Raw genomic sequence first — 15,705 nt, 5'->3', positions numbered from 1 at the left:
GCCCCCGCGCAAGGGCCGCCCCGCCGCGCCGGGGGCGTCCCCCTTCCCGAATGGCGCAGCCATTCGAGAGATGGGGGAAGGCGCGAAGCGACTCAGGGGGATGTACCTTATTTAATCCAGAGGCGAATGCCATCCCAGGCGCGGCCCAGGATGCCTGCCTGCTCCACACCCTCCAGGGCGATCAGCGGCACTTCGGCCACGGCCTGGTCGGCCAGCATGACCTTGAGCGTGCCGATGGACTGGCCCTGGGTGTACGGCGCCACCAGCGGGTCGGGCCGGGTGATCTGGGTGGTGAGCTTGCCCGCGCTGCCCGAGGGCACGGCCACGACGATGGCTTCTTCGCGGCCGATCTTGAGGGTGCTGGCCTTGCCCTTCCAGACAGCGGGAGATGCCACGGGGCTGCCCGCGTCAAACAACTTGACAGCCTCAAAGGCGGTGTAGCCCCAGTTCAGCAGTTTCTGGCTTTCGTTGGCGCGCGCGTTTTCGCTGGCGGCGCCGAGCACGATGGACAACAAACGGCGCTGGCCCACGCCGGGGAACTCGCGCTTGGACGTGGCCACCAGGCAGTAGCCGGCCGCTGCGGTATGGCCGGTCTTGAGGCCGTCCACCGTGGGGTCGCGGAACAGCAGGGTGTTGCGGTTGCTGCCGTTGGACGCGGGCGTGCCGGGGTAGCTGTATTGCTTGGTGGAGTAGTAGTGCATGTACTCCGGGAAGTCCTTCATCAGGCGCATGGCCAGCACCGACAGGTCGCGCGCCGTGGTGGTGTGGCCGGGTTCGGTCAGGCCCTCGGGGTTCCGGTAGCTGGTGCCGTTCATGCCCAGGGCCTTGGCCTGGTCGTTCATCAGCTTGACGAAGTTTTCGACGGTGCCGCCCACGCCTTCGGCCAGCGCCACGGTCGCGTCGTTGCCCGACTGCACGATCATGCCCTTGATGAGGTCTTCCACCGGCACCTGCATCTTGGGGTCGATGAACATGCGCGAGCCGGGCATCTTCCAGGCGCGCACGCTCACGGGCAGCTTCTGGTCCAGCGCAATCTTCTTGGCGCGCAGTGCGTCGAACACCAGGTAGCCCGTCATGAGCTTGGTGAGCGAGGCCTGCTCGACCGGCGCATCGATGTCCTTGGCCGCCAGCACCTGGCCTGCGGTCACATCCACCAGCATGTAGGTGCGCGCGGCGATTTCAGGGGGCTGGGGCGCCTGGGCCAGCGCGCCAAAGGCGGCGGGCGCCACGGCGGCAAAGACGGCCAGGGATCGCAACACGGACAGGAATCTTTTCATGGGGCAGAAAGGGGCTCTGGAGAGGCTCGAAAAAAGGGAGGAAAGAAAAAAGGCGGGCGATAGGTTGCAGGACGGCCGAGGCCGCGAACCCTCACACGGGCGATTGCAGGTGGCGCACCACCAGGCTCTTGAGAAGCGGCAATTGTCCGTGAAAGAAATGCCCGCCTGCGGGGATGACTGTGACAGGCAGTATCTGGGGCCGGGCCCAGTCCATGACGGAGGCCAGGGGCACGGTGTCGTCCGCCTCGCCGTGCACGACCAGGGTGCGGGCGTGCGCTTCGGACGGCACCGGCGCCACGGTGAAGCGGCTGGCCGCCGTGCCCACCAGCACCGCGTGCTGGACCCGGCCCTCGGGCCACAAGGCCGCCAGCGCGTGGCTGGCGACAAAGGCACCAAACGAGAAGCCGGCCAGGGCCAGGGGGCCTTCGGGCGCCACCTGCTGCACCACGGCGAGCAGGTCCTGAAGCTCGCCGCGGCCTTCGTCGTGCACACCGGCCGAGCCGCCCACGCCGCGGAAGTTGAAGCGCACCGCCGTGTAGCCGCACTGCACAAACGCGCGTGCCAGGGTCTGCACCACCTTGTTGTCCATGGTGCCGCCAAACAGCGGGTGCGGGTGGGCGATGACGGCCACGCCCCGGGGCGCGGCGCCTTCTTCGGCCAACGGGGCGCTGTCGCGCACGGCCTCGATGGCGCCTGCGGCACCGGACAGGGTCAGGCGTTCGGTCTGGGCATTCACGGGGTTTACTACCAAATCAATAGCTGTCAGCGCTTGATGGATAAGCGCTGAAGGCCAAAATCATTCAAAAAAATGAGAGACGGAAGGTGGAGACGCTTTCAGCGCCCAAGTTCCGCCGGTGTGACGAGGCGCTCCACCACCTGGCCGTTCTTGAGGTGGGACTCGACGATCTCGTCGATGTCGGCCGCGTCCACATAGGTGTACCAGGTGCCCTCGGGGTAGACCACGGCGACGGGGCCGCCCGCGCAGCGGTCCAGGCAGCCCGCCTTGTTCACGCGCACCTTGCCGGGGCCCGCCAGGCCTGCGGCCTTCACCTGCGACTTGCAGCGGTCAAAGCCCGCCTGGGCGTTGTGGTGGGCGCAGCTGTCTTCGCCGTTGGCACGGTCGTTCAGGCAGAAAAAGATGTGGCGCTGGTAGTAGCCGGGCGCTGCGGCCGGCGCGGAGGATGATTCGCTGCTCATCCCGGCATTTTAGGTTTGCGCATCCCGCCGGGACACCCGCAGCAGCACATACAGCAGCGTGGCATACGGCCACAGCCAGCCCAGCCACTGCCCCAGGCCGTAGAAGCGGATGAAGCGGCCCTGCTCCCAGGTCTGCAGCGTCTGCGCAAAGTAGGCGCTGGTGGGGGCCTGGTTGAGCAGCGCGAGGTGCCAGGCCAGCGCCAGCAGCAGCAGGGCCGCGCAGGCCCGGCGCGGCAGCGCCACCAGCAGCAGGGCCAGGGCCAGCGCAGCCCACACGCCCAGGCGCACCGGCTGGCCCATCCATTCCCAGGCGTGCAGGGGGCCCCAGCTCAATGCGGCCGACAGGGCCGTCACGGCCACGCCCAGTGCCACCACGCCCAGCGCAAACAGCGCGCGCTGCACCTTGCGCCGCACCACGCAGTAGCCCAGCAGGCAGGGCACGAGCAGGCCCAGGATGGCACAGAGCAGCTCGCCCCCGCGCGAGAGCGGATCCTGCGCCACCTCGCGCACCGGCAGCCATTGCAAAAAGGGCGTGTCGGCCAGCAACTCGGCAAGCGCCGCCTCCAGGCGTTCGAGCACCTGGCCCAGCCCGAACGGCACCGCCGCCGGAAACAGCAGCGCCAGCGGCCACAGCGCCAGCAGCACCAGCGCGCCGCTCGCGTCGTGCACGAACCAGCGGCCGCGGAAGTCGCTCCAGCGGTCGATGGCGCCCACGCGCTCCAGCAGCGCCGCGCTGAGCGCGCCCGCCAGCGTGCCCAGGGCGTTCAGCGCCAGGTCCATGTTGGAGGGCACCCGCCGGGGCAGGTAGATCTGCAGGAATTCAAGCCCCAGCGACAGCACGGTGCCGGCCAGCGTCGCCAGCAAAATCGGGCGGCTGGGGCGGCCCGTGCGCAGCATGGCCAGCACCAGCAAAAAGCCCAGCGGTGCGTAGCCCACGACGTTGATCGTGACGTCGAAGCCCGTCCAGTAAGGCGGCGGGATTGGCGCCAGCAAAAACACCAGCGGATCGATGCCCTGGGCCCGCCAGCCGTCGAACGGGAACAGGCTGGCAAAGACGATGAGCGCCGTGTAGGCGAGCGACAGGGGCCAGGCCGAGGTCTTGTGCACCGCCGTGCGGACTCAGAAGGGCTTGACCACCACCAGCACCACCGCGGCCACCAGCATCAGCACCGGGGCCTCATTGAACCAGCGGAACCACACGTGGCTTTTGCGGCAGGTGCCGTCGGCCAGCTTGCGCAGCAGCACGCTGCAGGCGTGGTGGTAGCCGATCACCAGCACCACCACGGCGAGCTTGGCGTGCATCCAGCCGTTGCCCGGGCCGCGCCCGATGCCATAGCCCATCCACAGCCACACGCCCAGCGCCAGCGCAGGCACCGCCAGCAGCGTGGTGAAGCGCAGCAGCTTGCGAGCCATGAGCAGCAGGCGCTCGCGCTCGGCCACCGAGCCCGGGGCCACCATGGCCAGGTTGACGAAGATGCGCGGCAGATAGAACAGCCCGGCAAACCAGCTGGCCACGAACACGATGTGAAAGGCTTTGACCCAGAGCATGCGGCAGTTTAAGTCGGCCACCGGGCCCGCCGGCCGGCGCAAAAAAAAGCCCGGCAAATCCGCCGGGCCAGGAAAGCCTGTTTTGCATCGCTGCAATCCGAGGCCCCGCTCAGGGAGGAAAAGCGGGGGGCAGCAAGCCGCCCGGCGCCAATTTAGCACCGCCCCCCGGGTGTTACAAGCGGCATATCCCGGGGCGCGCGCGCCCGGCGCTGGGGTGCCGGCGGCCCGGGGCGCCGGCGGTGCAGGCCCATAATCCGCCCATGCTTTCAAGCCCCACCCCCTTCCCCCACAACCGCCCCCGCCGCCTGCGCCGCGACGCCTTCACCCGCCGCCTGGTGCGCGAAAACGCGGTGAGCGTGGACGACCTGATCTACCCCGTGTTTGTGCACGAAGGCACGAACCAGCGCGAGGCCGTGGCCTCCATGCCCGGTGTGGAGCGTCTGAGCCTCGATCTGCTGCTGCCCGTGGCCGAAGACTGCGTGAAGCTGGGCATTCCGGTGCTGGCGCTGTTCCCGGCCATCGACCCGGCGCTGAAGGTGCCCGACGGCAAGGAGGCGCTGAACCCCGACGGCCTGATCCCGCGCGTGGTGCGCGCGCTCAAGAAGGAATTCCCCGCCCTGGGCGTGATGACCGACGTGGCGCTGGACCCCTACACCAGCCACGGCCAGGACGGCGTGCTGGACGACACCGGCTACATCATCAACGACGACACGGTGGAGATCCTCACCGGCCAGGCGCTTGCGCATGCCGAGGCGGGCGTGGACATCGTCGCGCCCAGCGACATGATGGACGGGCGCATCGGGGCCATCCGCGAGGCGCTGGAGGCCCACGGCCACATCCACACCCGCATCATGGCCTACAGCGCCAAGTACGCGAGCAGCTTCTATGGCCCCTTCCGCGATGCGGTGGGCACGCGCGGCGCCCTGGGCAAGGCCGACAAGAACGTCTACCAGATGGACCCGGGCAACAGCGACGAGGCGCTGCGCGAGGTGGCGCTCGACATCGCCGAAGGCGCGGACATGGTGATGGTCAAACCCGGCATGCCCTACCTGGACATCGTGCGCCGCGTGAAGGACGAGTTCAAGGTTCCGACCTTTGCCTACCAGGTGAGCGGCGAGTACGCCATGATCAAGGCCGCCGCCGCCAATGGCTGGCTGGACCACGATGCGGTGATGATGGAAAGCCTGCTGGCCTTCAAGCGCGCGGGCGCCGACGGCGTGCTGACCTACTTTGCCCGTGACGTGGCGCGCAAACTACAAAAATGATAGCTGCCAGCGCTTGATGGATAAGCGCTGAAGGCATATTTCATTCAAATTTTCCAGCGCATGCGCATCTTCCACATCCACAGCGGCGGCGTGCAGGAGCTGGCCGAGCCGCCCGAGCAGCTGCCCGCCCAGGGCTTTGTCTGGATGGCCTGCGCGCGCCCCGACTTCCAGGCGCGGCTGCCCGAGATCCAGGCCCGCCTGCAGGCCCTGGTGGGGCTGCAGCTGGTGGACCTGCACGTGTCCGACCTGCTGAACGCGCAGCTGCCCTCGCACTACGACTACACCTCGCAGTACGACCTGCTGGTGTTCCGCCGCCTGGCCACGGCCCAGGGCGGCGCCGCCACGCCCACATCCACGCCCTCCCCCGCGCCTGCACCGGCTCCCGCGCCCTCGCACGGCACGGCCGAGGCCGCCCCGGGCGCAGCAGCCCTGCCGCGCAGCGGCCCGCCGGTGCTGCGCCGCATCGACACCAGCCCCGTGGGCTTTGCGGTGTTCGACCAGCTCTTGCTGACGGTGCACCCCGCCGACTGCGCCGTGCGCGACGCCTATGCGGCGCGGCTGCTGGCCTCCGCCCCCGCCCCCGCTGCCGCCAACGGCCACCCCAATCCCAACCCCGGCGAGGGCCGGGGCGCCAGCGTGCCCGGCGCGCGCCTGCCCACCAGCCCGGCCGATTTGATGCTGCGCGTGGTCAACCAGATGGTGGACAACTACCTGGACCTGCGCCGCGAGCTCACGCGCCAGCTGGACCACTGGCAGACCGAGCTGCTCAGGCCCCGCGCGCGCTATGTGAACTGGAATTCGCTGCTCGAAGCACGGCTGTCGCTGCACATGCTGGACGAGATCTGCGAAGACCAGCGCACCGCCGTGCAGGACTGGATCGACGCGCTGGAGACCTGGCCCCTGCCCGAGACGCCCGCCGGGCTGCGCGAGCTGGACTTGCTGAAAGTGCGCAGCCGCGACGTGCTGGAGCACATCGAGCGCGTGGTGCACCACGTGCGCCGGCTGGAGCAAAGCACTGAAACCGCCGTGCAGATGCACTTCAGCGTGCAAAGCAACCGCGCCAACGACATCATGCGGACCCTCACCGCGCTCACGGCCGTGTTCCTGCCGCTGAACCTGATCGCAGGCATCTTCGGCATGAACTTCGAGTTTTTGCCGCTGATCCACAAGGCCGATGGGTTCTGGTGGGCGCTGGGGTCCATGGCGGTGATTGCGCTGGGGCTGGTGGCGCTGTTCTGGCGCAAGCGGTATCTGGCGAGGACGAGGTGACATCGCCTGCGCGGCGGATACCCGGCAGCAGCACAAACGCCAAAATCCGTTCACGCTGAGCCAGCCTGTCCTGAGCCCGGTCGAAGGGTCGAAGCGCCGCGCGAGGCTTCGACAAGCTCAGCCCGAACGGTTCAGGGGTTCCGGGTCTCGAAAGACCGAGTCGTTCCACTCAATCCGCCACCCCCGCTTCACGGCCTGGCCACCCCAAACAACCCCGCCCCGTTGTCCCACGCCACCTTGCGCGCCACGTCGGCGGGCAGGCCGCCCAGCCACTGGCGGTAGCCCTGCATCAGGCTTTCGTAGTGCTGCCAGCGCTGGTTCACCCAGGTGTCCGAGCCGATCACGAAGCGCGCGGGATATTTGAGCAGCAGCGCGCGCCAGGCGGGGCACAGCTGGTTGTCGTCGCACACCAGGCCGGGGCGGTACGAGAGCTCGCCCACGAGGCCCGGGTAGCGCGCCATCAGCGCGTCCACCCGCTCCACCGGCGCGCCGCCGATGCCGGTGTGGGCCCAGATGAGGCGCAGCTTTTGCCCCCGCGAGGGCGTGTGCGCCATGAGCTTGTCGATGGCCACGTCATCCACGTGCGCCAGCACCACCAGGTCGCGCTCCTCGGCCAGCACCATGAGCTTTCGGGCCACCGGGCCATCGGCGTTGGCGTTGTCGTAGAGGTGGAATTCGCCGATGCCCCGGTACGGCCCGGCGGCCGTGCCGCGCGCCAGCTCGGTCTGCACCATGGTGTGGATGCTCTCGTCGGCAAACCAGCCCGTGTAGTCGGCGCGGTTGCGGTACAGCCGCACAAAGGGCACCACGGTGACGCCGGCCGCGCGCGTTTCGGGCAGGCCCGCGAGCGTGAGCGAGCCCGTGTTGGGCCGCGAATTGGCCACGATGGCGCGCACGCCGCTCTTTTGCATGCGGGCGAGCACATCGGACGGCGGGTGCGGCCCGGTCCGCCCGTCCCAGGCCTCCTCGTTGTAGTGCAGGTGCGCGTCGAACAGGGGGCCCGTGTAGTCGGCCGCATGGGCGTGCTGCGCGGTCCCGGCCGCTACTATCAAAACTGTAGCGGACAGCGCTTTCTGGATAAGCGCTGCAGGCCAAAAATGCTTCAAAACGGCCATGCCCATCTCCACGCGTTTTTCAGGCGAGATGCTTGTCGAAGAACGCCAGGGTGCGGTCGCGCGCCGTCATGGCCGATGCCTCGTCATAGCTGCCGCGCTGGTCGCAGTTGAAGCCGTGGTCGGCGGGGTAGACGTGCACTTCCACCTCGGGGTGCGCGCGGCCGAAGGCCTGCACGCCGTCCAGCGGGATGTAGTGGTCGCGCTCGCCAAAGTGGGCCAGCACGGGCACGCGGGGCTGGCGGGCCACTTCCGCGTCGCTGGTCATGCCGCCGCCGTAGTAGGGCACGGCCGCCGACAGGCCGTTCAGCGTGCAGGCCGCGCGCCAGGTCAGCAGCCCGCCCCAGCAAAAGCCCACGATGCCCACCTTGCGGCCGCTTTGCTGCGCCGCGTAGTCGATGGCGGCCTGGATGTCGGGCATCACGCCGGGGGCGGGCAGCGCCTCCACGGCGGCCTTCAGGCCCATGCCGGCCTGCATGTCGTCGCTGGTGTAGCCCAGCTCCACGCCCGGCTTCACGCGGTGGAAGGTGGACGGCGCCACGGCCAGGTAGCCCCGCGCCGCAAAGCGGTCGGCCACGGCGCGGATGTGCGAGTTCACGCCAAAGATCTCCTGCAGCACCACCACCGCGCCCTGCGGCGGCGCATCCGGGCGGGCCACCCAGGCGGGAAAGCTGAAACCATCGTGAGATTGCAGATCGACGAACTGACCCATGGTGCGACTCCTTGGTGTGAATGAACAAAAAAACGGGTTCATGGCCCCCGGCGGCTCGCTCCCCAAGCCGGGGAGCGCAACGCGGGGTGGTAAGGGAAACGGAAGGCTTGGACGGCTGCAAGAACCTGTTCCAATGCGGCATTCTTGCAGGAGAGCCCGATTCCATGGACAAGATTGCGTTAATCACCGGTGCCAGCCGCGGCATTGGCGCCGCCACCGCCCTGCGGGCCGCGCGCCAGGGCTGGGCCGTGGCGGTGAACTACCAAGGCAACCAGGCCGCCGCCGATGCCGTGGTGCAGCAGATCCGCGCTGCGGGCGGCACCGCCCTGGCCGTGCAGGCCGACGTGGCCGACGAAGCCCAGGTGCTGGCCATGTTTGCCACGGTGGACGCGCAACTGGGCCGCATCACCGCGCTGGTGAACAACGCGGGCGTGGTGGACACCACACAGCGCGTGGACGCAATGAGCGTGGCGCGCCTGCGCCGCATGTTCGACATCAACGTGATCGGCAGCTTCATCTGCGCGCGCGAGGCCGTGCGGCGCATGAGCACGAAACACGGCGGCGCGGGCGGCAGCATCGTCAACGTCTCCAGCGCCGCATCGCGCCTGGGCTCGGCCCACCAGTATGTGGACTACGCGGCCGCCAAGGGCGCCGTCGACACCTTCACCGTGGGCCTGGCGCGCGAGGTGGCAGCCGAAGGCATCCGCGTGAACGCCGTGCGCCCGGGCCTGATCGAGACCGACATCCACGCCAGCGGCGGCCTGCCCGACCGCGTGCGCGACCTGGCCCACCTAGTGCCCATGCAGCGCGGCGGCACGGCCGACGAGGTGGCCGAAGCCATCGTGTGGCTGATGTCCGACGCGTCGCCGTACACCACCATGTCGTTCCTAGAAGTTTCCGGAGGCCGTTGATGGATCTCAAACCCCTCATCACCCTGCTGGCCATCGTGAACCCGCTGGCCATCGTCCCGTTCTTCATCCACTACACGCAGGATTTTTCGTACGCGCAGCGGCGGCGCACCATTCAGGTCGCCAGCTTCAGCGTGTTCTGCGTGATCGCGGCCTGCGCGCTGCTCGGCCTGCAGATCCTCGATTTTTTCAACATCTCGCTGCAGAGCTTTCAGGTGGGCGGCGGCATGCTGCTGCTCATCAGCGCAATGAACATGCTCAACGCCCAGCCGGCCGAGGCCAAGCCCAGCACCAACGAGTTGGAGGAAGGCGCTGAAAAGGCGGCCGCGGGCAGCAGCATTGCGGTGGTGCCGCTCACCATCCCCCTGCTCACGGGCCCGGCCAGCATGTCCACCGTGGTGATCTATGCCGACCGGGCGCAGGGCGTCTGGCAAACGCTGGCGCTGGTGGGCTATGGCGTGGTCATCGCCCTGGCCACGGCCGTGTGCTTTGCCCTGGCCGACCCGATTGCCCGCGTGCTGGGCAAGACGGGCATCAACGTGATGACCCGCCTGATGGGCCTGATCCTGGCCGCGCTGGCGGTGGAGGTGATGGCGGACGGGCTGGGCAAGATCTTCCCCATTCTGATTGCGCGCTGACCGACCCATGTCTGCCCGCCTGCTGCTGCTCGAAGACGATCCCGCCATCGCCCGCACCGTGGCCTACGCGCTGCAGCGCGACGGTCTGGCCGTGACGCACAGCCTGCTGGTGCACGACGCCCGCCAGCAACTGCAGGGCGCGCGTTTTGACCTGCTGGTGCTGGACGTGGGCCTGCCCGACGGCAGCGGGCTCGATCTGCTGCGCGAACTGCGCAACGCCGCACCCACGGCCACCCTGCCGGTGCTGATGCTCAGCGCCCACGGCGAAGAGATCGACCGCGTGCTGGGCCTGGAGCTGGGCGCCGACGACTACCTGGCCAAACCCTTCAGCCCGCGCGAGCTGGCGGCCCGCGTGAAGGCCCTGCTGCGCCGCGCAGGCCACGGCGGCAGCAACGGCAACGGCAACCGCAACCGCAACGGGCAGTCCGCCGCCGTTGCGCCGCTGTTCCACGACGACGAGGCCGGCCAGCGCATCAGCCTGCGCGGCCAGTCGCTGCCGCTCACGCGCCGCGAATACCGCCTGCTGTCCCACCTGCTGCGCGGCGCAGGCCGCATCCATTCGCGCGAGGCCCTGCTCGCCGCCGCCTGGGGCGACGACAGCGAAAGCACCGACCGCACGGTGGACACCCACATCAAGACCCTGCGCGCCAAGCTGCGCGAGCTGGACCCGGCGCACGAGTACATCAGCACGCACCGGGGGATGGGGTATTGCGTTGATGTTCAATAAAAACCAGCCCTACCGCTTGTCTGTATTAGGTTGACAGCTATCATTTTTATGAAGCACTTGCGCCGTTGCTTGAAAGCACTGGGCTGGCTGATGCTGGCCCTGGGGGGCTTGGCCGCCGTGTGGCTGAGCGCACTGGTCATCGCCAACTGGAACGACGACGCCTTGACCGAGGCGGCCCAGCGCGCGCTGCAGTACACGCCGCCTACCGAGCAAGCCCTGGAGGGCAACGGGTACGTGATCCTCTTGGGGCTGGACGCACCTGCCGAGGGCGATGCCATTGGAGATGCGATGGCACTGGGCCGCAAGCGCCTGGCGCGCGAGATCGAGCGCAGGACTTGGGTGGAGGCCCATGGCGATCGGGAGGAAGGAATGCCCGCAGGCATTCCTCCGCCACAGGATCCTGCCGGCGAATGGGTGTTGCCCGCACGTTTGCGTTGTCCCACGGACGCCGTGGACTGTTTTGTCTGGTACGCACGCCATCAAGAGGAAATTACCGACCTGGCTCGCACGCAGGCAGCCGTCTTGCAACGCTTTATGGGCATCACCAGCGCACCACACTTCCACAACCCAGCCCCCCCGTACCTCCTGGCAGAATTCGCGCCTTTCGCGGTGTTGGTACGCACCCATGAGCTAAGACTTGCCCAAGCCTCCCTGGCTTGGAACCATGGACGACACCAGCAGGCCGCAGACATGGCGAAGGACGCAGTTCAACTACGCCGCCGTTTAGCCAGCGGTGCCGATAGCCTGATAGCCGCAATGATCGCCATCGCCATGCAGCACCGCGAGCTGCGATGGTTCAGCGCTGCAAGCGCCCAAAATGCGCAGTCCCCACCTGCGGCGGTCACCGAAGCTATCGAAGCAATGCTTTCCGTACCGACGGAGTCGCTGGCACCGGCGCTGGCGGGCGAGATGCGTTCTGTTGCCAGTGCTTTCTATCTTTACCGAACCGCTGGCTTGACCGCCGAACCTTCTCAGGAGCCCCCGGGGTGGTGGCGGAGAACGGTGCACAAAGCGAGTAACTTGGGCCTTCTCCCCCATCACACCCTCAATCTATCGATCGGGTACCTGCAGCAGGTGCAAGCCCTCAGCAGCCTTCCACCCCACCAGTTGCAGACTGCGTTCTCTGAGGCCTCAAGGAAATGGGCCGAAGAAGGAACCTGCTCACTCTGGGCGCATTTGCGCAACCCTGCCGGTTATTGCTTGGCAGCGCCCGAAGCTCCCAGCTACCAACGATATGCGCAGCGGATTGCTGACATCGACGGCTACCGCCGTCTTGTCCTCCTGCAGCACCGCGCCGCCACAGAGAACGTCGCCCCGGCCGATATGCCTACCTGGCTGGCCCAGTCACCCCATGAGCTGCGCAATCCCTATACGCTGCAGCCGATGCAATGGGACGCAGCCACCCACAGCCTGGTGTTTGAAGGCCGGGAAAAGCAGAACCAGAACCCGGACCAATCCCCCACCTACCGCATTCGCCTGCACAGTTGATGTCAAAGCCCAATGGTTAAATTGGCCTCTAGCGCTTATCCATCTTGCGCTGACAGCTATCATTTTTGATTAGCCCGCTGCCGCCATGCGCCTCGGCATCCGCCTGCTGTTCGCCTTCTTCCTCATCAACGGCATCGCCGCGTTCTTTGTGCTGCGCGTGTTCATGGCCGAGATCAAGCCCAGCGTGCGCGAGGTGATGGAGGACATGATGGTGGACACCGCCAACATCCTGGCCGAGCTGGCGAGTGACGACCTGGCGGCAGGGCGGCTGGCGGCGGAGGCTGCGCACAGCGGCAGCAGCGCGTTTGCGCAGCATGTGCGCCGCTATGCCACGCGGCCGGTGGATGCCGCGATCTGGGGCTTTTCCAAGCAGTCGCTCGACTACCGCATCTACGTGACCGATGCGGCGGGCCGCGTGCTGTTCGATTCGGAGAACCGGGCGGTGGGTGCCGACTATTCGCAGTGGCGCGACGTGGCGCGCACGCTGCGCGGCGACTATGGCGCGCGTTCCACCCGCGCGGTGGAGGGCGACGACACCAGCGGCGTGATGCACGTGGCCGCACCCATCTACGTGAACGGGGCCATAGCGGGCGTGCTGACCGTGGCCAAGCCCACGCACACCGTGCAGCGCTTCATCGACCGCGCCGAGCGCAAGGTGTTCATGGGCGGGCTGCTGCTGCTGGCGCTGTCGGCCGCGGTGGGCGTGGCGGTGACGCTGTGGATGGTGTGGAACGTGCGCCGCCTGCGCGACTATGCGCAGAGCGTGCAGGGCCCGGCCGATGCTGCGGCGCCGCCGCTGCCCATGCCCCAGGTGCCCGGCGAGCTGGGCGACCTGGCCCGCGCCATGGACCGCATGCGCGCCCGGCTGGAGGGCCGCGACTATGTGGAAGGCTATGTGCGCGCGCTGACGCACGAGCTGAAGAGCCCCGTGGCCGCCATTCGCGGCGCGGGCGAGCTGCTGCAGGACGAGCTGCCCGCCGCCGACCGCGCGCAGTTCGCCACCCAGGTGGTGGAGCAAAGCCAGCGCCTGCAGCGCCTCGTCGACCGGCTGCTGGAATTGTCGAAGCTGGAGCAGCGCCAGCACGCCGACGCCGCCGCCCCCGTGGCCCTGCGCGACTGCGCCGCCGAGGCGCTGCACCAATGTCAGGCGCGCGCGCTGCAGCGGGGCGTGCGCCTGGATCTGTCGGGCGAAGGTGCCAGCGGCCGCTGGGAGGCCGAGCTGGTCACGCTGGCCATCGGCAACCTGCTGGACAACGCCATCGACTTCTCGCCCGAGGGCGGCACCGTGCGGGTGCGGCTCGATGGGGCCTCGGTGGCGGTGCAGGACGAAGGCCCGGGCGTGCCGGACTATGCCCTGCTCCGCCTGGGCGAGAAGTTCTTCACCACCGCCCGCCCGGGTGGCGAGCGCAGCGGCTCGGGCCTGGGCCTGGCCATCGTGCAGCGGGTGATGGCGCTGCACGGAGGGCGGATGCAGGTGCAGACCCTGTCGCCGGGGCTGTGCGTGCGGCTTGTGCTGGCGTGAACCGGGCAGATCGGCGCCCGCTCCACGCACTTCACACCGGCTTCACAGACTTCATTGCGCCCTCACGGCGCGCGCCAACACTGCCTCCACCTTTTTGTTGCCTGTGGAGGAATCTCTTGTTCAAACACCCCTTGTTCATCAAACTGGTCGCGCTGGCGGCCGTCTCGGTGCTGCTGCTCATCGGCCTGGGCCTCATCAGCGACGTGGTGCGCGACCGCCAGCGCTACCGCAGCCTCACGGCGCAGAGCGTGGCCGACAGCCTGGCCGGGCCGCAGACGCTGATGGGCCCCATGATCCACAGCGCCTGCGTGGAAAGCTGGGACGAGGAAACCGGCAAGGGCGACGAGCGCCGCATGGTGGAGCGGCGGCGCGAGTTTCTGCTCACCGCCATGCCCGAGCAGCTCCGGCTGCGCTCGGGCGCCGCGATGGAAGAACGCGCACGCGGCCTGCACAAGGTGAACACCTTCAACCTCAAGGCGCACATCACGGCAGAGTGGGGCTCGCTGGCCAGCCTGCAGCCGCAAACCACCGTGAAGAATTCGCGCATGCACTGCGGCGCGCCCATCGTGATGATGGCCGTGGGCGATGCGCGCGGCATCCGCACCGCGCAGCTCACGCTGGGCGAGCAGGCGCTGCCGCTCAAGCCCGGCACCTTCCACCCCACCTACAGCCGGGGCCTGCACGCGGCCCTGCCCGAGTCGGTGCGCGGCAAGGCCGACGGCCTGCAGGCCACGCTGGACCTGGAACTGGTAGGCACCGAGCGGATTTCCATCGTCCCGCTGGGCGGCACCACCGACGTGCAGATGTCCAGCAGCTGGCCGCACCCGTCGTTCACGGGCCGGTTTCTGCCGTCGGAGCGCGAGGTGAAGCCCGAAGGCTTTTCGGCCCAGTGGCGGCTGTCGGCCCTGGCCACCACGGCCCAGGCCGACATTGCGGCCGGCAGCCGCGTCTGCGTGGGCGGCTACGACGACGGGGTGGACCCGGACAGCCGCTACACGCCCGGCGGCGCCACACCACGGGACTGCGCCGACAGCTTCAGCGTGGCCTTTGTGGACCCGGTGAACCCTTACAGCCTGAGCGACCGCGCCACCAAATACGGCCTGCTGTTCATCGCCCTCACGTTCGTGGCGGTGGGCCTGTTCGAGCTGATGAAGAAGTTGCGCGTGCACCCGGTGCAGTACCTGCTGGTGGGCAGTGCGCTGTGCAGCTTCTTTTTGCTGCTGGTAAGCCTGTCGGAGCATCTGTCGTTCGGCGCCTCGTACGCTGTCGCGGCGACGGCCTGCGTGCTGCTGCTGGGCTACTACGCCAGCCACATGCTGGGCAGCCTGATGCGCGGCGCACCGCTGGGCGCGGGCATTGCGCTGCTCTATGGCCTGCTCTATGTGCTGCTGCAGCTGGAGCAGACGGCGCTGGTGGTGGGCGCGGTGGCGCTCTTCCTGGTGCTGGCCGCCGTGATGGTGCTCACGCGCAAGGTGAACTGGTACGGGTTGACGCAGGGCGCCGCGTCGGTGGGCGCACGGTCGGCCAAGTCTCCGCAGCAACAGCAACAGCAACAGCCCATTCCCCCGCTTTCAAACCCCACGGAGGCCGCATGAGCCCCGCGCTGCACACAGCCGCCCACCGCGCCGCGCCCGATGCGGCCACCCACCTCTGGGCCCGGCATCTGAATCTGGTCGCGCCCGGCGCGGACACCGCGGCCGCCGCGCCCGCCCTATCCGCCATGTCCGCCCCGCCCGCCTTGTCGGCCAGCGAAGCGGCGCGCGTGCTGCGCCACCGCGACCAGCTGCTGGCCGCCCTGCACGCGCGGGACCGCAGCGCCCTGCACCGCGCCAAGCAGGAGGTGCTGGACGCTGCCTTCCGCCGCACCGGGCCGCTGGCCGCGCCCCCGGCGTCGCCCGCGCTGCGCCGTGCACTGCGCGACCTGGCGTGGCGCATGGCGGCCCTGCTGCTGCCGCGCAGCGCGCGCCCCGGGGCAGGCGGGCCATGGGTTTGAAGTAAAAACACCTGATTAGGTACCTATCTCAGACAGACCCGTTCGCCCT

At 68.6% G+C, this 15,705-nt stretch carries 16 protein-coding genes; 9 read left to right on the top strand and 7 right to left on the bottom strand.

What is annotated here, in order from left to right:
- Nucleotides 1–107 precede the first annotated feature (107 nt).
- The 5 genes from ACOQFS_RS07835 to ACOQFS_RS07815 all read right to left on the bottom strand — a co-directional run bounded on the left by ACOQFS_RS07835 (nt 108) and on the right by ACOQFS_RS07815 (nt 4,022).
- Nucleotides 108–1,277, bottom strand: coding sequence for a D-alanyl-D-alanine carboxypeptidase family protein (locus tag ACOQFS_RS07835; protein WP_421562335.1), 1,170 nt, complete (start codon nt 1,275–1,277; stop codon nt 108–110).
- Between the two features lie 91 nt (nt 1,278–1,368).
- The gene (locus tag ACOQFS_RS07830) at nt 1,369–2,013 is read right to left on the bottom strand and encodes an alpha/beta hydrolase (protein WP_421562334.1); all 645 of its coding nucleotides are present in this window, start codon (nt 2,011–2,013) and stop codon (nt 1,369–1,371) included.
- 98 nt (nt 2,014–2,111) lie between these two features.
- Nucleotides 2,112–2,474, bottom strand: a complete 363-nt coding sequence (locus ACOQFS_RS07825) for a (2Fe-2S) ferredoxin domain-containing protein (RefSeq protein WP_421562333.1) — start codon at nt 2,472–2,474, stop codon at nt 2,112–2,114.
- A gap of 9 nt (nt 2,475–2,483) precedes the next feature.
- The gene (locus tag ACOQFS_RS07820) at nt 2,484–3,581 is read right to left on the bottom strand and encodes a VanZ family protein (RefSeq protein WP_421562332.1); all 1,098 of its coding nucleotides are present in this window, start codon (nt 3,579–3,581) and stop codon (nt 2,484–2,486) included.
- Nucleotides 3,582–3,593: 12 nt separating this feature from the next.
- The gene (locus tag ACOQFS_RS07815; protein ID WP_421562331.1) at nt 3,594–4,022 is read right to left on the bottom strand and encodes a CopD family protein; all 429 of its coding nucleotides are present in this window, start codon (nt 4,020–4,022) and stop codon (nt 3,594–3,596) included.
- 260 nt (nt 4,023–4,282) lie between these two features.
- Here ACOQFS_RS07815 and hemB point away from each other — a divergent pair, with 260 nt between their 5' ends.
- Nucleotides 4,283–5,287, top strand: a complete 1,005-nt coding sequence (hemB, locus tag ACOQFS_RS07810) for a porphobilinogen synthase (RefSeq protein WP_421562330.1) — start codon at nt 4,283–4,285, stop codon at nt 5,285–5,287.
- Nucleotides 5,288–5,347: 60 nt separating this feature from the next.
- Nucleotides 5,348–6,556 carry a magnesium transporter CorA family protein gene (locus ACOQFS_RS07805; protein WP_421562329.1) on the top strand — a complete coding sequence of 403 codons (1,209 nt, stop codon included), beginning with the start codon at nt 5,348–5,350 and terminating at the stop codon, nt 6,554–6,556.
- Nucleotides 6,557–6,744: 188 nt separating this feature from the next.
- Here ACOQFS_RS07805 and ACOQFS_RS07800 read toward each other — a convergent pair whose 3' ends face one another.
- Both ACOQFS_RS07800 and ACOQFS_RS07795 read right to left on the bottom strand, forming a co-directional pair.
- A complete protein-coding gene (locus ACOQFS_RS07800; protein ID WP_421562328.1) occupies nt 6,745–7,671 on the bottom strand; it encodes an amidohydrolase family protein in 927 nt (308 codons plus the stop codon).
- Nucleotides 7,672–7,690: 19 nt separating this feature from the next.
- The gene (locus ACOQFS_RS07795; protein ID WP_421562327.1) at nt 7,691–8,380 is read right to left on the bottom strand and encodes a dienelactone hydrolase family protein; all 690 of its coding nucleotides are present in this window, start codon (nt 8,378–8,380) and stop codon (nt 7,691–7,693) included.
- 164 nt (nt 8,381–8,544) lie between these two features.
- Between ACOQFS_RS07795 and ACOQFS_RS07790 the strand changes: the two genes are divergently transcribed.
- From ACOQFS_RS07790 to ACOQFS_RS07760, 7 genes are all read left to right on the top strand, one after another.
- Nucleotides 8,545–9,291: an SDR family oxidoreductase gene (locus tag ACOQFS_RS07790; protein WP_421562326.1), complete on the top strand. Its 747-nt coding sequence runs from the start codon at nt 8,545–8,547 to the stop codon at nt 9,289–9,291.
- Nucleotides 9,291–9,926: a MarC family protein gene (locus ACOQFS_RS07785; RefSeq protein ID WP_421562325.1), complete on the top strand. Its 636-nt coding sequence runs from the start codon at nt 9,291–9,293 to the stop codon at nt 9,924–9,926. The genes ACOQFS_RS07790 and ACOQFS_RS07785 overlap by 1 nt, the downstream gene beginning before the upstream one ends.
- Before the next feature lie 7 nt (nt 9,927–9,933).
- The gene (locus ACOQFS_RS07780; protein WP_421562324.1) at nt 9,934–10,653 is read left to right on the top strand and encodes a response regulator; all 720 of its coding nucleotides are present in this window, start codon (nt 9,934–9,936) and stop codon (nt 10,651–10,653) included.
- A gap of 69 nt (nt 10,654–10,722) precedes the next feature.
- Nucleotides 10,723–12,141, top strand: coding sequence for a hypothetical protein (locus ACOQFS_RS07775; protein ID WP_421562323.1), 1,419 nt, complete (start codon nt 10,723–10,725; stop codon nt 12,139–12,141).
- A gap of 85 nt (nt 12,142–12,226) precedes the next feature.
- Nucleotides 12,227–13,663, top strand: a complete 1,437-nt coding sequence (creC, locus tag ACOQFS_RS07770; RefSeq protein ID WP_421562322.1) for a two-component system sensor histidine kinase CreC — start codon at nt 12,227–12,229, stop codon at nt 13,661–13,663.
- 116 nt (nt 13,664–13,779) lie between these two features.
- The gene (gene creD / locus ACOQFS_RS07765; protein ID WP_421562321.1) at nt 13,780–15,258 is read left to right on the top strand and encodes a cell envelope integrity protein CreD; all 1,479 of its coding nucleotides are present in this window, start codon (nt 13,780–13,782) and stop codon (nt 15,256–15,258) included.
- Nucleotides 15,255–15,656: a hypothetical protein gene (locus ACOQFS_RS07760; protein WP_421562320.1), complete on the top strand. Its 402-nt coding sequence runs from the start codon at nt 15,255–15,257 to the stop codon at nt 15,654–15,656. Before creD ends, ACOQFS_RS07760 begins: the two co-directional genes overlap by 4 nt.
- The last annotated feature ends 49 nt before the right edge of the window (nt 15,657–15,705 follow it).

The organism is Paracidovorax sp. MALMAid1276, from assembly GCF_049198005.1.
GTDB lineage: Bacteria > Pseudomonadota > Gammaproteobacteria > Burkholderiales > Burkholderiaceae_C > Acidovorax.
Note: the sequence above shows the minus strand (reverse complement) of the source record. Positions and strands in the feature narration are given on the sequence as shown.